This is a genomic window from Salirhabdus salicampi, from assembly GCF_024259515.1.
GTDB lineage: Bacteria > Bacillota > Bacilli > Bacillales > Alkalibacillaceae > Salirhabdus_A > Salirhabdus_A salicampi.
Genome location: NZ_JANBWE010000001.1, coordinates 527,514 through 543,253, shown reverse-complemented (window position 1 = coordinate 543,253; position 15,740 = coordinate 527,514). Strand labels below are relative to the sequence as shown.

17 protein-coding genes and 2 riboswitches are annotated in these 15,740 nt (G+C 38.5%); of the genes, 4 read left to right on the top strand and 13 right to left on the bottom strand.

All coding sequences use genetic code 11. The annotated features are described in order from the left end of the window. The first annotated feature begins 5 nt into the window (after positions 1-5). On the top strand, positions 6-629 hold the full coding sequence (locus NLW78_RS02850; protein ID WP_254495392.1) for a TVP38/TMEM64 family protein: 624 nt from the start codon (positions 6-8) through the stop codon (positions 627-629). A 39-nt stretch (positions 630-668) separates the two neighbouring features. On the opposite strand, the gene NLW78_RS02845 is transcribed toward NLW78_RS02850, so the two are convergent. Both NLW78_RS02845 and NLW78_RS02840 read right to left on the bottom strand, forming a co-directional pair. Continuing rightward, entirely contained in the window at positions 669-1,001 is a 333-nt protein-coding gene (locus NLW78_RS02845) for a helix-turn-helix domain-containing protein (protein ID WP_254495390.1), read from the bottom strand. Positions 1,002-1,081: 80 nt separating this feature from the next. Further along, entirely contained in the window at positions 1,082-1,204 is a 123-nt protein-coding gene (locus NLW78_RS02840; RefSeq protein WP_254495388.1) for an anti-repressor SinI family protein, read from the bottom strand. Between the two features lie 28 nt (positions 1,205-1,232). Next, positions 1,233-1,328: riboswitch (cyclic di-GMP riboswitch) on the bottom strand. Between the two features lie 170 nt (positions 1,329-1,498). On the opposite strand from NLW78_RS02840, the gene NLW78_RS02835 reads away from it, so the two are divergent. Continuing rightward, entirely contained in the window at positions 1,499-2,008 is a 510-nt protein-coding gene (locus NLW78_RS02835) for a ferritin family protein (protein ID WP_254495386.1), read from the top strand. 40 nt (positions 2,009-2,048) lie between these two features. Here NLW78_RS02835 and NLW78_RS02830 read toward each other — a convergent pair whose 3' ends face one another. Further along, positions 2,049-2,252, bottom strand: coding sequence for a CDGSH iron-sulfur domain-containing protein (locus tag NLW78_RS02830; RefSeq protein ID WP_254495384.1), 204 nt, complete (start codon positions 2,250-2,252; stop codon positions 2,049-2,051). A 68-nt stretch (positions 2,253-2,320) separates the two neighbouring features. Then, a complete protein-coding gene (locus tag NLW78_RS02825; RefSeq protein WP_254495380.1) occupies positions 2,321-2,851 on the bottom strand; it encodes a D-glycero-alpha-D-manno-heptose-1,7-bisphosphate 7-phosphatase in 531 nt (176 codons plus the stop codon). A gap of 71 nt (positions 2,852-2,922) precedes the next feature. Here NLW78_RS02825 and NLW78_RS02820 point away from each other — a divergent pair, with 71 nt between their 5' ends. Both NLW78_RS02820 and NLW78_RS02815 read left to right on the top strand, forming a co-directional pair. Beyond that, entirely contained in the window at positions 2,923-3,591 is a 669-nt protein-coding gene (locus tag NLW78_RS02820; RefSeq protein ID WP_254495378.1) for an SIMPL domain-containing protein, read from the top strand. 208 nt (positions 3,592-3,799) lie between these two features. Further along, positions 3,800-4,093, top strand: coding sequence for a hypothetical protein (locus NLW78_RS02815; RefSeq protein WP_254495376.1), 294 nt, complete (start codon positions 3,800-3,802; stop codon positions 4,091-4,093). A gap of 29 nt (positions 4,094-4,122) precedes the next feature. Here the strand turns inward: NLW78_RS02815 and NLW78_RS02810 are convergent, their stop codons facing one another. From NLW78_RS02810 to ilvB, 9 genes are all read right to left on the bottom strand, one after another. Continuing rightward, on the bottom strand, positions 4,123-6,276 hold the full coding sequence (locus tag NLW78_RS02810) for an EAL domain-containing protein (protein WP_254495368.1): 2,154 nt from the start codon (positions 6,274-6,276) through the stop codon (positions 4,123-4,125). Between the two features lie 165 nt (positions 6,277-6,441). After that, positions 6,442-6,531: riboswitch (cyclic di-GMP riboswitch) on the bottom strand. Between the two features lie 172 nt (positions 6,532-6,703). Beyond that, the gene (ilvA, locus tag NLW78_RS02805; RefSeq protein ID WP_254495366.1) at positions 6,704-7,720 is read right to left on the bottom strand and encodes a threonine ammonia-lyase; all 1,017 of its coding nucleotides are present in this window, start codon (positions 7,718-7,720) and stop codon (positions 6,704-6,706) included. Continuing rightward, positions 7,717-8,298 carry a 3-isopropylmalate dehydratase small subunit gene (leuD, locus tag NLW78_RS02800; protein WP_254495364.1) on the bottom strand — a complete coding sequence of 194 codons (582 nt, stop codon included), beginning with the start codon at positions 8,296-8,298 and terminating at the stop codon, positions 7,717-7,719. The genes ilvA and leuD overlap by 4 nt, the downstream gene beginning before the upstream one ends. 14 nt (positions 8,299-8,312) lie before the next feature. Next, a complete protein-coding gene (leuC, locus tag NLW78_RS02795; RefSeq protein WP_254495362.1) occupies positions 8,313-9,731 on the bottom strand; it encodes a 3-isopropylmalate dehydratase large subunit in 1,419 nt (472 codons plus the stop codon). Between the two features lie 27 nt (positions 9,732-9,758). Further along, complete coding sequence (gene leuB, locus NLW78_RS02790) at positions 9,759-10,865, bottom strand: 3-isopropylmalate dehydrogenase (RefSeq protein WP_254495360.1); 1,107 nt, start codon at positions 10,863-10,865, stop codon at positions 9,759-9,761. Between the two features lie 45 nt (positions 10,866-10,910). Then, entirely contained in the window at positions 10,911-12,455 is a 1,545-nt protein-coding gene (locus tag NLW78_RS02785) for a 2-isopropylmalate synthase (RefSeq protein WP_254495358.1), read from the bottom strand. Further along, positions 12,442-13,473: a ketol-acid reductoisomerase gene (ilvC, locus tag NLW78_RS02780; protein WP_254495356.1), complete on the bottom strand. Its 1,032-nt coding sequence runs from the start codon at positions 13,471-13,473 to the stop codon at positions 12,442-12,444. The genes NLW78_RS02785 and ilvC overlap by 14 nt, the downstream gene beginning before the upstream one ends. A gap of 24 nt (positions 13,474-13,497) precedes the next feature. Beyond that, positions 13,498-14,019: an acetolactate synthase small subunit gene (gene ilvN / locus NLW78_RS02775; protein WP_254495350.1), complete on the bottom strand. Its 522-nt coding sequence runs from the start codon at positions 14,017-14,019 to the stop codon at positions 13,498-13,500. Then, on the bottom strand, positions 14,016-15,740 hold the full coding sequence (gene ilvB / locus NLW78_RS02770) for an acetolactate synthase large subunit (protein ID WP_254495349.1): 1,725 nt from the start codon (positions 15,738-15,740) through the stop codon (positions 14,016-14,018). The genes ilvN and ilvB overlap by 4 nt, the downstream gene beginning before the upstream one ends.

Genomic DNA, 15,740 nt, shown 5'->3' with positions numbered 1-15,740 from the left:
ATGACATGAAGAAATGGATTTCCATTATTATCTATGCCGTAATCGTATTATCATTTGTTTTAACCAAAGATACACTTTTATTTACCATTCACTCGGGCAATGACTTAGCGATTTATATAAGTATATTCTTTTTCTCATTACTTGTATTCTTTCCAATCGTTCCGTTCATCGTTGCGACTGGAATTGTCGGTTCGTTGTTTGGAGTCGTAACAGGCACCCTTATTATTTTCACAGGTGTTATGACTGGGACGATGACAATGTTTTTTATGGCACGGTATGGATTCAGAGATTTCATGCGAAACTTCTTGAATAAGTATGAAAAGGCAAAACATTATGATACGTTATTTCAAGAACATGCATTTATTACGATATTAGGTGTACGTATATTTCCTATCTTGCCTTCACCGGTCGTCAACATTATGTGTGGTAGTACAAACGTAAATTGGGTTATGTTTACAATTGCTACTTCATTTGGTATACTGCCTCGAATCATCATATTCACGCTTGCTGGTTACCAAACTACTGAAAGTATCACAGGCTCACTTTTACTGTATGGTGCCTATTTTCTCATCGTGACAATCGTTATTTACAACAAGGTTAAACGAAAACCATCTGCCGTTCGCACATAAAAAACGTTCAATCGGTAGTTGATCCCGTTGAACGTTTTGTTATTCTTTCTGTTCCTGTTTCCACTTATTATATTCAATAAAATCTTTAAACTCTTCTTTTGATACTCCTGAAGTCATTGCCTCTTGAACTAATTGTAACCAGTCAGCATCAAGTGTTTGTTTCAACTGGTTTTCTTCTTCTTGAAATAGTAAAAGATTCACTGGTATACCAAGAACTTGGGCTACTTTTTCAAGAAATTGAACAGATGGATTGGATTGTATATTTCTCTCTATGGAACTTATATACGATTTTGCGACACCTGCTTTTTCAGCAAGCTCTGATAGAGACATCTTTCTATATTTACGGTACTTTCTAATCCGTTCTCCGATCATAATATGGACACCTTCCTTTTCATTATTATACCATATATGGAAGGTTATTGTTTGTTATGGAGAACATTTTTTGCTCTGCTCTACTTCTGATTATTCTCTCCTAAATATTTTAGAATCTCCTCCTTACTTATCCCTTCTCTTAATGCTTCAAGAATTAACTCAACCCATTCTTGATCCAAGTTCAAACCAGCCTTGCGTATCATCTCATTCCCCCTAAAATACATCAGTATTTCAGGCAGCTCAGCCGTCTAGTAGTACACACCTGATGTATTACTTAAACCTGTAGCTTTGCGCCCCTATCTTTCAACAGGGTTGCCTTTTTCTGAAACACTCACTGGTATACCAATTCCATATATATGTAACTTTTTTCCTATATAGAAGTGAAAATGAAACTCCTATCTCATTATGTAGTATGTATTCGTCTTATAGGTGTGAATGATGTTTCCAAACTGGGGAAATGTATTAATATAATGATTATAAGAACGAGGTGGTATGGAATGAGAATTGTGATTTCCACTTGCATTGTTTTTTTATTGAGCCTACATATGACAGTACATGCCCAAATACCAAATCATTTTGGGGCAAAGGGCGCACTACAGGACCAATCGATTGATTTAAACAAAGCGATTACATATGCTCTTGAAGATGAATTTCTAGCTCAAGTACGTTACGATGTCATCATGGAGCAATATGGAACGCCAAAGCCTTTTACTGAGATTCAGTTTGCTGATAAAGAAAATGTAAAAGATCTACTATACTTAGCCGGGAAATACGACATTTCAGTTCCTACACATAACGCCAATGCTGAGCACTATGTAGTACGGGAGTCATCCTTAAGGCAGGCTTTCAAAACAGTTATTCATGCAGAACACCGGAACATTTCAATGTATGATAAATTTTTACGTGAATACACTTTCCCTAAGGATGTTATGGAAACATTTATGGACATTAGGGAAGATTCCCGACGACATTTATTACAATTAAAAAGTGAAATGAACAAACTTTAATCGAAAGAAACGCTGTTGAGTAGAACTCAACAGCGTTTCTTTATTTTGCCCTAGGTTTGCTATCAAAATCAATTTTTTTATGTGTTCCGTCACAAAATGGCTTTTTCGCTGACTGACCACAACGACATAGTGAGAAGCTCTTTTTCGTTTCAAACACATTTCCCTCAGCATCCACCAGTTCAACATCACCGCTCACTCGAAACGATCCGTTATCGTTTACTTTAATCGTTACCTTTTCAGACATGTTAACCCCTCCCTGTTATTTCTCTCTCTATAATAAAACATTTAACGAAAAATTGAAAAAAATAAACCCTACTCGTATTCAGACAACCAGTTCGCTACCGATAATAAATCGGAAAACACTGCATCCGCCTCGATATTTACTTCCTCCCTATTCCCAATTAATACAGTTTTCGTTCCTGCGCGTTTCCCTGCAAGAATATCAGCTTCTCGATCACCAACCATAAAACTCTGTTTTACATCAATGTCATATTTTTCAGCTAAATCAAGAATCATTTTCGGCTTTGGTTTACGACATGGACAATTCGCATGGGGCTTATGGGGACAGTAAGCTATATCATTGATGACTGCTCCGTACTCCTTTAAGTCTTCACGCATTTTGTCGTGCACTTTATGTAAATCCGATTCTTTCATGTGCCCGAGACCGATCCCACCTTGATTTGTGACAACAAACACTTTATAGCCACTGTCATTAAATAATTTTATCGCTTCACCAACACCATCTAAAAAATAAAAATCTTTCGGCTTATTGACAAACTTTACTCGATTCGTCAGTACTTCGTTAATGACTCCATCTCGATCTAAAAACATCGCTTTACTCATTCATGTTCCTCCTAATATCAAGACTTAACTTATTGAATACATTATATAAGAATAGAAAGGAGGCGTTCCCATTGAATTATGATTACTCCATGATTCAATCTCCTAGAGTTCCAACTCGAAACCATCCTTCCATTTTGAAGGTATATGGAGAAGGAAAAGTGAACATCGAACCTAATGTAGCTTATATTACACTTGGTGTCATAACAATACACGAAAGTTTAAATACTGCTTTATCAGAAAATGGATTAGCATCTTCCCGTGTAATTGACGCACTGCTTCAGTTACAGATAGATAGGGAGCATATTCAAACAAAGGAGTTTCACGTTAACATGGAATATGACTATGAAAATGGCAAACAAATATTCCGTGGATATCGTGTAACACACATGATGATCATTCAGTCCAACAACATTTCTAATATAGGTCAAATCGTTGATAAAGCTATATCGAATGGTGCTAATTATGTCTCAAACATTCAGTTCACCGTGTTACAATCGGACGTGTATTACGAAAAAGCATTACGTATGGCGTTGCAAAATGCACAAAAAAAAGCGTCATCGACTGCTGAAACAATCGGTGTATCACTTCACCGTACACCTGAACGGATTACGGAGTTAACAAGCACAAGCACTCCGCAAACAATGATAAATACAATGGTATCTAATGTTGAATTCCCAACCGAACCAGGTATGCTTTCTGTTTCAGCCAGGGTAGAGGTCGAATATACCTACTTTTCCTAGGATTGACTGAAATGCGTAAACATTTCAGTCTTTTTTTGTAGATAAACGCCTATTTTTTCAACCTTTTAAAAGGAATCATTGGTGCAGAACCCCCCATTATGAACCTATTTACGTTATTTTCTTCTACAATAATATATCTTATGTGCAAAAAACCAATCCGAAGAAACTTTCATAAAATGGTTATGAATTCACATAAGGGGGACTTTCAATGTATAATCAATTTCCACAATTTCCAGATCCAATGCAAGCGCAACATGGTGAGCAAGAACGAGTTTGGCCAGTTGTTCCTTTCTTATTAGGAGCAGCAGCAGGAACAGCTGCACAAGGGTTTCAAGGGTTTCAAGGGTATCAACCGTGGGTCGGATACGATTATGGCTATCCTTTTTATCACGGTTATGGACATTATCCTCATTATGATCACTATCACCATGGACATTACCATGGACATCACCATCATGGTAAGCTTCATCCATGGCATGGGCATGGACCTGGACTATGGTAAACAGAGAACGCTTGGTTTTCCAAGCGTTCTTATTGTTTGTTTTTATTTTTATATTGTCTTTTCAAAAAGCTAAAAGCGTTCGTATCAATAAACCAACCTTCTACAGATTTAGGTGACTGGGTTACTAAATGTTTTAACGTTTTGAGTAAGGAGTTCAATAGTTTCTGATCTTTTTCAGATAACTGAAATTGAACACCGTATTTATATATATCGAATCCAACATTCTCTGACCAAACGATTGTTCCTGAGAGCGTAATAGTCTTGCCACATAGGTTGGTTTCAAGGGTGTAAAGTACATCTGTTTCTAAATGTAATGGAGATATAAATTTCAAACCTTTAACACTAATATTTTCAACTAATACTTCAGCAATTTCCTCACTTTTCTGTAAGGATGGTTTACGAAGTATTGCTTTCAGGGGTAAGTGTAAAATGACACGCTTGTGTTTCCGTTCATCCGTTATGTCCTTTTCGTTTTTTGTTGATAACATTACTTTTTCTTCTAGGAAATTCGTCATCTTTAGATCCATAACAGGTTTACTAAACAGGTACCCTTGTACTTCATTACAACCGTTCAAACGAATTAAATCGTATTGTTTGACTGTTTCAATACCTTCAGCAACAACAGTCATGCCTAAGTCTTGTGCGAGATTAATAATATTTTTCACAATGGTAAGATCTCTTTCATTTTTTTCAAGATCTCGAATGAATGTACGGTCAATTTTTAACGTGTCAATAGGGTAACGTCGTAAATAGGAAATAGAAGAATATCCGGTACCAAAATCATCAAGCGCAATTCTGAATCCCATCTCCTTCAATTTTTCTAATTCTCTTTTCACTACCGTTTCAGCTGATAAAATCGACGATTCTGTAATTTCAATTTCAATAAACTGAGGAGACACACCTGTATCTTCGATAATTTTACCAATTGTTTCCGTTAATCCTTCATTTAAGAAATTCTTTGCAGATAAGTTCAGGGAAATCGTTTTTACATCATATCCATCTTGCTGCCACCTTTTAAGTTGAGTACAAACTGAGCGAAACACAAATGTAGAAATATCATCAATCATATTCCCTTGTTCCGCAATACTAATAAACTCAGCCGGAGATACAATCCCCCATTTCGGATGGCGCCAACGAATTAAAGCCTCCGCACCAACAATACGATTCATCGGTAACGCTAACCTTGGCTGATAAACCATGAACAGTTCGTTCTTTTCAATCGCATAATGTAGGTCCTTCTCTATAGATAATAAGCGATATGATTCATCGTTCATTTCCGGTGTATATATTTGATAATTGTTCTTGCCATAACTTTTCGCTTGTCTTAACGCAGCATTGACATGGTACATAATTGTATCAAACGTTTCCCCATCCTTTGGGTAAAAGCATATTCCCATACTAACAGTTAAAAAGATTTCTTCTGTTCCAATCGTAATGGGCCTTTCGAATTCTTGAATAATTTGCTGAAGCAACTTCTCATACGACAAATTTTTTGTAGTCAGTACCACTAAAAATTCATCACTTTCCAAACGGAAGAAAACACCATTTTTACCTGTGACATGTTGTATTCTTTGGGCGGCAACTCTTAATACTTCGTCCCCAATCATATGACCTAAAGAATTGTTAATTCGTTTAAAACCATCTAAATCAATATTTAACACTAATGTCTTTTGTTTGTTTTTTTGAATAATATGGGCGAAATATTTTTGCAATTCCTTTCGGTTAGGTGCCCCGGTTACTTCATCATAATTAACTGTTTCTTGTAATTTTTTTTGTATCAATTTTTGTCTCGTGTTATCTTGAATAATTCCAACTAATTGAACTAACTCATTATGTTCATTCAAAATAGGGATTGTTTCATCTACTACCCATACAATGTCCCCATTTGGTCTTACAATACGGTATTCATGAAGCAAGTTTTCCCCTGACCACAGCTTAGCTTGACGGTCTTCTACTACAGATTGATCATCGTGATGAATAAATTTTTTCCAGAGATCGGAATTATTAAAAAACACTTCTTTATTTACACCGTAAATGTACTCTATTCCTTTTGAGACATATAACACTTTCTTCTCAATCACATCGTATGACCAAATGCCAACACGAAGATGATTAACAATTTTACTTAGCTCTTTATACCAACCATTAGCAGATTGATAAAACGCATCATTATCTTTTCCCACTAAATACTCTCTCCTATGAATCTTGATTTTACCCCGCTTACACTTTCGCTAACAATATGTATCATCGAAAAGTATCCTAGCTACTAAGACTCTTCTATTTTCACACAAAAAAAGCACAATGATTCAAAATTGAATCAGTTGTGCTATCAACTGTGCATTCAATTTTGCGGCAACCCGGCTACCATAATTTCATACGAATCGTTAGGCCCGTGGCTTTGCGTCCCAGTTTTTCAACATGGTTTGCCAACTTATCACAAGATTGTATTTATAGTTATTTAGTAATAGGTAGATAGTCTTGTATAATGAATAAAATTATACGTTGTTTATAAAAAATGTTCAACTACATTTTGCTAAATATTTTGTGAATAGGTAGAAAGAAATAATAAAAAAGAAGATTTCATTCTGGAATGAAATCTTCTTTCTCTCTTTATGATATATTAATCAGTTGGTTTTGGTTGGCTAACGATTGTATATGTGCCATCTTTGATAAATCCATATTTCCACCACTTACGATCACTCCACAATGCTGTGATTGAAGGCGATGGCCGTGAACGAGTAATGCTGCAAAAGCACTTGCTCCTGCACCTTCAATTAAAGTTTTACTTCTTTCTAATGCACAAATCATTGCGGATGCAATGTCTGTATCCGAAACGGTTACGATGTCATCAACATATTGTTCTATAATGGGCAATGTTAAAACTCCTGGTTTTTTTACCGCAATTCCGTCAGCAATCGTACTAACTTGTCGTAAAGCAAACGGCCCTTGCTGGTGATAGCAGTTATACGTAGCACTAGCACCCTCAGCTTGAACTCCAATAACCTTGATTTTCGGATTAATAAACTTGGCTGCAACTGCAATACCACTTATTAATCCTCCTCCACCTATTGGGACGATTAACGTATCAAGCATTGGTTGTTGTTGGAGCATTTCCATTGCAACTGTACCTTGACCTGCCATTATATCAACATCATCAAAAGGATGGATAAATACACTATTGGCTTCCCGCTGTTCTTTCATGGCGGCTTCATATGCCTCTTGAAATGATTCACCCGTTAACACAACTTTAGCCCCATAACTCTTCGTTGCAATCACTTTCGCTTCAGGTGTCTTTTCCGGCATGAATATTTTTGCTTCAATCCCTTTTTTTGCTGCTGCTAGAGCTACACCTTGTGCATGATTACCAGCAGAAGCTGCGATAACTCCCCTAACAGCTTGTTGCTGCGTCAGTTGGGCAATTTTATAGGTAGCTCCACGTACCTTAAACGCCCCTGTTTTTTGTTGATTTTCCATCTTAAAATAAATGTTCTTACCTGTAACACGGTTCATCGTTTTTGAAGTTGTTAAGGGAGTACGATGTACGACATTCCCTAACTGTTCCATCGCATCCGTAATTTTTTGTCCATTTAAGCAATTCCCAACGTCTTCACTCTCCTCAATTATCATTTTACTTTTTCATACTGCTCAATTTTTTGTTCGTGAGTTAAGGTAACAGCAATTTCATCCCATCCGTTTAACAACATTTCTTTCTGATAAGAAGAAATGTCGAATTGTTCGTGAAATCCATTTTCATCCTTAACCGTTTGATTTTCTAAATTAACTGTAATGCTATAAGAAGTGCTTTCCGCGTTATTGATCAACGTTTCCACACCATCTTCACTTAATATAACTGGCAGTATACCATTTTTAATACAATTATTGAAGAAAATGTCAGCAAAGCTAGGTGCTATAATAATTTTAAAACCATAATCAAGTAATGCCCATGGTGCATGCTCTCGAGACGATCCACATCCAAAGTTTTCACCAGCTACTAAAATGGTAGCGTCGTTGTATTTCGGATTATTCAACGAAAATTCTGGTCGTAGATTGTCTTGTTCGTCGAAGCGCCAATTGTAAAATAAAAATTGACCAAACCCTTGACGTTCAATTCGTTTCAAAAATTGTTTTGGAATAATTTGGTCTGTGTCAATATTTGCACGGTTTAATGGATATACAAGGCCTTCATGTTTGCGAATCGGTTCCATTCATTCCCCTCCTCCTAACTTAGAGCCGGTTTTGCATATTTTCTAACGTCAACAAATCGGCCCTCAATCGCTGCTGCTGCAGCCATTTCAGGACTTACTAAGTGCGTTCGAGCACCATTTCCTTGACGTCCTTCAAAGTTTCGATTTGATGTTGATGCACACCGTTCTCCTGGTGGGACGATATCATCGTTCATTGCTAAGCACATACTACAGCCGGCTTCTCGCCATTCAAATCCAGCCTGTTTAAAAATAACATCTAATCCTTCTTTTTCGGCTTCCATCTTTACAGTAAAGGAACCGGGTACGACAATCGCTTGCACATTCGGATGGACTTTTTTCCCTTGAATCACGTTAGCTGCTTTCCGTAAATCACTTAGGCGTGAATTCGTACAAGATCCGATAAATACATGTTCAATTTCAACTGAAGAAATTGGTTGATCAGGTTCTAGACCCATATAGGATAGAGCCCTTTCAATATCTTCTTTTTTGCTTTCTTGTTCAACTGTTTGTGGATTCGGTACTGAGGCACTTACAGGTATACACATTCCTGGATTTGTCCCCCATGTTACTTGAGGCTCAATTTCCTCAGCATTGATTTCCACTGTTGCATCGTAAGTTGCTCCCTCATCAGTGGCCAATGCTTTCCACTGTTCCACAGCAGCTTCAAAGTCCGCTCCTTTTGGTACATGACGTCTTCCTTTCATGTAGGAAAAAGTTGTTTCGTCAGGACTAATTAATCCTGCTCTAGCACCAGCTTCAATGGACATGTTACACACTGTCATACGTTCTTCCATTGACAACGAACGAACAGCTTCACCTGTATACTCAATAACATATCCTGTCCCGAAGCGAATACCGTATTTAGCTATGATTGCTAAAATAAGGTCTTTTGCTGTTACACCAACCCCTAGTTGGCCATTTACTTTTACGTTTAATGTTTTCGGCCTTGCTTGCCATAATGTTTGTGTAGCTAAAACGTGCTCTACTTCGCTCGTTCCAATACCGAATGCTAGCGCTCCAAAGGCTCCATGAGTAGAAGTATGGCTATCTCCACAAACAATCGTCTTCCCCGGCTGTGTTAAACCGAGTTCTGGTCCAATTACGTGGACAATCCCTTGATCAGGATGATGAATATCGGCTAATTCTACGCCAAATTGCTCACAGTTTTCTTTTAACTTTTCCATTTGTGTCTTTGAAACTTGATCTTTAATTACATGACGATCACGAGTTGGTACGTTATGATCCATCGTAGCGTACGTCCGATCCGGTCGTCGTACTTTTCGTCCCTTCAACCTCAAGCCTTCGAAGGCTTGAGGAGAAGTAACTTCATGGACGAGGTGAAGATCAATGTACAACAAATCCGGTTTTCCATCCTCTTGATGGACTACGTGCTGATCCCATATTTTTTCAATGATCGTCTTCGGCTTTGACATATTGATCAACTCCTTACTCATTTCCGATTAAGAATAACAATTCATAATACTTTCCGTTGCATTGGTGGAAGAAAGAGCATCAACAAGACGTTCTGTCATTTCCTTCGTTCCAACTATTTTTCCATTTTTCACGTGTAGATCTGCTGTGTGATACCCTTCGTTTAAAACGGACTCCACTGCTGCTTCAATTGCTAAAGCCTCTTCTTCCATTTGGAAAGAGTGACGCAACATTAAGGCTGCAGATAATACCATTGCAACTGGATTCGCAATTCCTTTTCCAGCTATATCCGGTGCAGAACCGTGTACTGGTTCATATAATCCTACACCATCTGAACGTAAGCTTGCTGATGGTAACATTCCTAATGAGCCAGTTAAAACAGAAGCCTCATCACTCAGGACATCCCCAAATAAATTTTCCGTTACGATAACATCAAATTGTGTTGGGTTTGTAATGAGTTTCATTGCAGCAGCATCTACTAGTAAATGCTCCACTTCTACATCTGGATAATCCCTGCTCTTCTCTTCTACTACTTCTCTCCAAACTCGACTCGACTCCATAACATTAGCTTTATCTACAGAAGTTAAATGCTTTCGCCGTAGGCGTGCTGCTTCAAATCCTTTTTCTACAATTCTTTCAATTTCAAATCGTTGATAAACTAGAGTATCAACGACTTCCTTGCCATCATGTCTACGTTCACTAGGCTTACCGAAGTAAATGCCTCCAGTTAGTTCACGAACAATTAATAGGTCGCTCCCCTTCACAACTTCCTCTTTTAAAGGTGATGCATGTAGCAGCTCTGGAAAGCCTTTCACAGGACGTAAATTTGCAAACAATCCTAACGCCTTTCTTATGCCTAGTAATCCTTTTTCAGGTCTTAAATGAGTTGGATAGACATCCCACTTCGGTCCTCCAACTGCCCCTAACAGAATGGCATCCGCTTTTTCACAAGCACTGATCGTTTCTTCCGGCAAAGGTGTTTCGTGTCGATCTACTGCAACTCCACCAATATCATAAGTTTGAAATACAAATGTATGATTAAACTGCTTCGCGACTGCATTTAATACATCTTTGGCAGCATGAATGATTTCTTGCCCGATGCCATCACCAGGTAATAAGGCAATTTGCTTTTTCATGACACATACCTCCTATGGGTTATTAATAAATAAAAGCGAGTAATGTTAAATATGTGCCTGTTTCTGTTCGATATTTCTATCACTCATTAAGACGCGATTAATGGCGTTGATAAACGCGTTTGCTGATGCTTCCAGTACGTCTTGGGCAGTGCCACGTCCGTTTGAAATTTTACCATTCACTGTAAGGGTCACATGGACTTCCGCTAGTGCATCACGACCTTGACCAATAGAATTTAATTGGTAATCAGCTAGATGAATATCCTCTTGAACTAGTGATTCAACCGTATTGTAGATTGACTCTACACTCCCTTGACCTGTTCTTGCCGTCTCTACTCGGTTCCCGTCTGGTGAGGTAAGGGCAACAGTTGCAGTTGGTAAATTGGATGAGCCACTTTGAATTTGGAATGCTTCTAACTTATACTTTGGAACATCAACAGCATCTGTTTGTAAATCCATTAAAATAGAGAATAGATCGTCATCGTTAACTTCCTTCTTTTTATCAGTTAAAAGTTTAAACGCATCAAAGGCTTCTTTTAATTTATTTTCTTCCATTTGGAAGCCGAGAGATTCTACTTTATTTTTAAATGCATGGCGACCTGAATGTTTACCAAGCACGAGATTGTTAGAATCAATCCCTACCATTTCCGGGGTAATAATTTCATAAGTGGAAGCATGTTTTAAGACCCCATCTTGGTGAATACCTGATTCATGAGCAAAGGCATTACGTCCAACGACCGCCTTGTTCGCTGGGACAAACATACCTGTGAATTTGCTAACAAGATCACTCGTACGTTTAATCTCTTTTAAAACAAGATTTGTGGAGTGCTGATATTTATCATTGCGAATATTCAACGCAACCGCCACTTCTTCAATAGCTGCATTACCTGCACGTTCACCGATTCCGTTTATCGTTCCTTCGATTTGTGTTGCTCCATTTTCAATCGCTGCAATGGAGTTTGCAACAGCCATTCCTAAATCATCATGACAGTGTGCTGATAATGACACTCGGTCGATGTTCGGAACATTTTCCCGAATATAACGGAACATATTTCCGTATTCCTCTGGTGTCGTATAACCTACTGTATCTGGCAGGTTAATAACAGTTGCCCCAGCGTCAATCACTTGTCGAATAATTTTCACTAGAAAATCTAAGTCTGAACGACTAGCATCTTCAGCTGACCATTGCACATGTGGAAATTTTTTCTTCGCATAGGCTACTTGTTCAACAGCCGTTTGGATTACTTCTTCAGGCGTCTTTTTCAACTTATATGTCATATGAATAGGTGAAGTTGCTAAAAAGACATGTAGTCGTGGTTCATCTGCATCCTTTAACGCTTCCCATGCAATATCAATATCTGACTTAATTGTTCTAGCTAGCCCAGTGACGGAAGTGTTTTTTATCGTACGAGCAATGTTACGAACACCTTCAAAGTCCCCTTTGGAGGAAGCAGGAAATCCTGCTTCCATAATATCTACTCCAAATCGTTCTAGTTGTTTGGCAATCTCCATTTTTTCTAACTGATTCAAATTTACGCCAGGAGATTGCTCCCCATCTCTTAACGTTGTATCGAAAATGTTAACGTGTGCCATGTGATACCACTTCCTTCTTCTTTTTGTTATCTTTCTTGACGAATGGCATCAATTCACGTAACTCCTTTCCTACTTGTTCGATCGAATGTTGTTTTTCATTTTCATTAATTGCGTTAAACTGTGGACGGTTCACTTGGTTTTCGAGGATCCATCCTTTGGCAAATTCACCATTTTGAATATCAGCCAATACTTCTTTCATACGTTGTTTCGTTTCTTCGTTAATTACACGTGGTCCTGACTTGAAGTCACCCCATTGAGCGGTATCGGAGATAGAGTAACGCATATATTCCATACCGCCTTCGTACATCAAATCAACGATAAGTTTAAGTTCATGTAAACATTCAAAGTAAGCAACTTCAGGTTGATAACCAGCTTCGGTTAACGTTTCATATCCTGCTTTTACTAGACTAGTAAGTCCTCCGCACAAAACAGCTTGCTCTCCGAAAAGATCTGTTTCTGTTTCTTCTTGGAACGAAGTTTTCAGTACGCCTGCACGACCTGAACCGATTCCTTTTGCGTAAGCTAATGCAATGTCGGCTGCCTCACCTGTTACATCTTGGAAAATACCATAAAGTGCTGGTACTCCTGCACCTTCTTCAAAGGTTCTTCTTACAAGGTGTCCAGGACCTTTTGGTGCTACAAGAAATACATCAACATCTGCTGGTGGTACTACTTGATTAAAATGCACGTTGAATCCATGCGCGAAGGCCAACGCGTTTCCAGCCTGTAAATTTGGCTTAATTTCCTCTTCATAAACTTTTGGTTGGTATTCATCAGGTAATAGTACCATTACTACTTCAGCTGCTTGAACTGCTTCAGCTACAGTTTTTACATCCAGTCCATCCTCTACTGCTTTATCCCATGATTTTCCTTGTCTTAAACCAACAACAACATCAAATCCACTTTCTTTTAAGTTTTGGGCATGAGCATGACCTTGTGATCCATAACCAATAACTGCTACCTTTTTATTTTTCAATACCCCTTCTTGAATATCTCCGTTATAAAGTACTTTTGCCATCTTAAATCATCCTTTCAAATTTTTTTATTTTACTTGTGTATAAGAATTAAACTCCGCAACTTGCGGTTGGTGTCCCCTTAAAAATGCAGTAAGACCAGTTCTTGCTAGTTCTTTAATTCCGTATGGGCGAAGCAAATCAATTAATGCTTCAATCTTATCGGTCTTACCTGTGACTTGGACGGTTAAACTTTCCTTACTTACGTCAATGACGGAAGCTCGAAATGGTTCAATCATCCCTTGAATTTCACTTCGAACTTGCCCGTTACTTACAACTTTTATGAGGGCTAGTTCCCGAGCAACAATCGCTTTATCTGTTATATCTGACACTTTTAAAACATCAATTTGTTTATTTAATTGCTTCATTAATTGTTCTAACTTTTGGCTATCTTCGACTTCAACGACAAAGGTCATTCTTGATAATCCTTCGGTCTCGGTTTGACCAACAGAAATACTGTCTATATTAAATTGACGCTTCTGAAATAGGCCTGTAATACGATTTAATACTCCACTACGATCTTGTACAGTTGCGGTTATAATCCGTTTCATCGTTTCACCCCAATCATTTCATGTAATCCTTTGCCTGGCGCAATCATTGGGTAGACATTTTCTTCTTGCAATACGCGACAATCTAGCAAAACAGGTTCATCACTTGCTAATAATTCAGGTAAAAGTTGCTGTAATTCCTCTTGGGATTCAATTTTCAACCCTTTTATTTCATAACTTTCGGCTAGCTTTACGAAGTCTGGTTGAATGTTCAGTATGGATTGTGAGTAACGTTCGTCATAAAACTTCTCTTGCCACTGTCGTACCATACCTAAAGCTTCATTGTTTACGATGATGACTTTTACGGGAATCTTTTTCTCCTGCAACAATGAAAGTTCTTGTAACGTCATTTGAAAACCGCCGTCCCCTACAATGGCAATGACAATATCATTTGGCTTCGCAATTTGTGCCCCAATGGCAGCTGGGAAACCAAATCCCATCGTTCCAAGTCCACCTGATGTTACCCATCGATCCGGTTTAGCAAATGTATAATACTGGGCCGCCCACATTTGATGCTGTCCTACGTCAGTCGTAACAATTGCTTCACCATTTGATTCTTTGTAAATCGTTTCAATTAACCACTGAGCTGTCATGGCTTTCTCCGGTCGGTTATACCAAAGTGGATATTCCGCCTTATAAAATTCAAGTTTCTGTTGCCATTCTTCAATCGTAGGAGATTCAGTGGCTTGAACTAACAATTGATTTAACGCTTCTTTTGAATCAGCAACAATTGGGATATGTGTTTCTACGTTTTTCCCTATTTCAGCTGGATCAATATCTATATGTGCTACATGTGCTTTGGGAGCAAAGTGTTTTAAGTTCCCTGTTAAACGATCATCAAATCGTGACCCAATATTGATGAGTAAATCACATTCATACAGAGCCATGTTAGCTGCATAAGTTCCGTGCATTCCAGCCATACCAAGTGCTTGTGGGTGATCTCCAGGGAAGCTACCAAGCCCCAACAGAGTTGTCGTGACGGGAAGCTTGTGTCTTTCGGCAAACTGTTTTAAATTTTCAGTCGCTTTACCATGTAAAACTCCAGCTCCAGCAAGCAAAACAGGTTTTTTAGCCTTTTTTAATGCCTCTGCTAATTTTTTAACTTGCAATGGGTTCGGCTTCGTTGTCGGTTGATAGCCTGGCAAGTGAAAATCTGCTTCCGTATCAACTGCGTTATATGGACTAGCAGATATATCTTTCGGAATATCTACAACTACAGGTCCTTTCCTGCCGGTTGTCGCGATATGGAACGCTTCTTTCACAATACGAGGTAAGTCCTCAATATTTTGGACTTGGTAATTATGTTTCGTGATTGGGGTTGTAATCCCGATTACGTCAGCCTCTTGGAAGGCATCGGTACCAATAACAGTGCGTGCTACTTGGCCAGTAAATATAACAAGTGGTAAAGAATCCATCATCGCATCTGTAATACCTGTAATTAAATTTGTTGCCCCTGGTCCAGATGTTGCAATTACGACACCTGGCTTCCCAGAAACTCTCGCATAGCCTTCTGCTGCATGGATGGCGCCTTGCTCGTGACGAGCGAGTACGTGATCAAAGGATTCCCTTGCTTTATATAGTGCGTCATATATTGGTAATACAGCACCTCCTGGATAGCCAAATATGGTATCAACTTCCTGCTTGATTAACGATTCTACGAGAAGATCTGCACCTGTTTTCTGAACTGGACCGGATTGTACTTCCGGCTTTGCTTCTACCTTCAC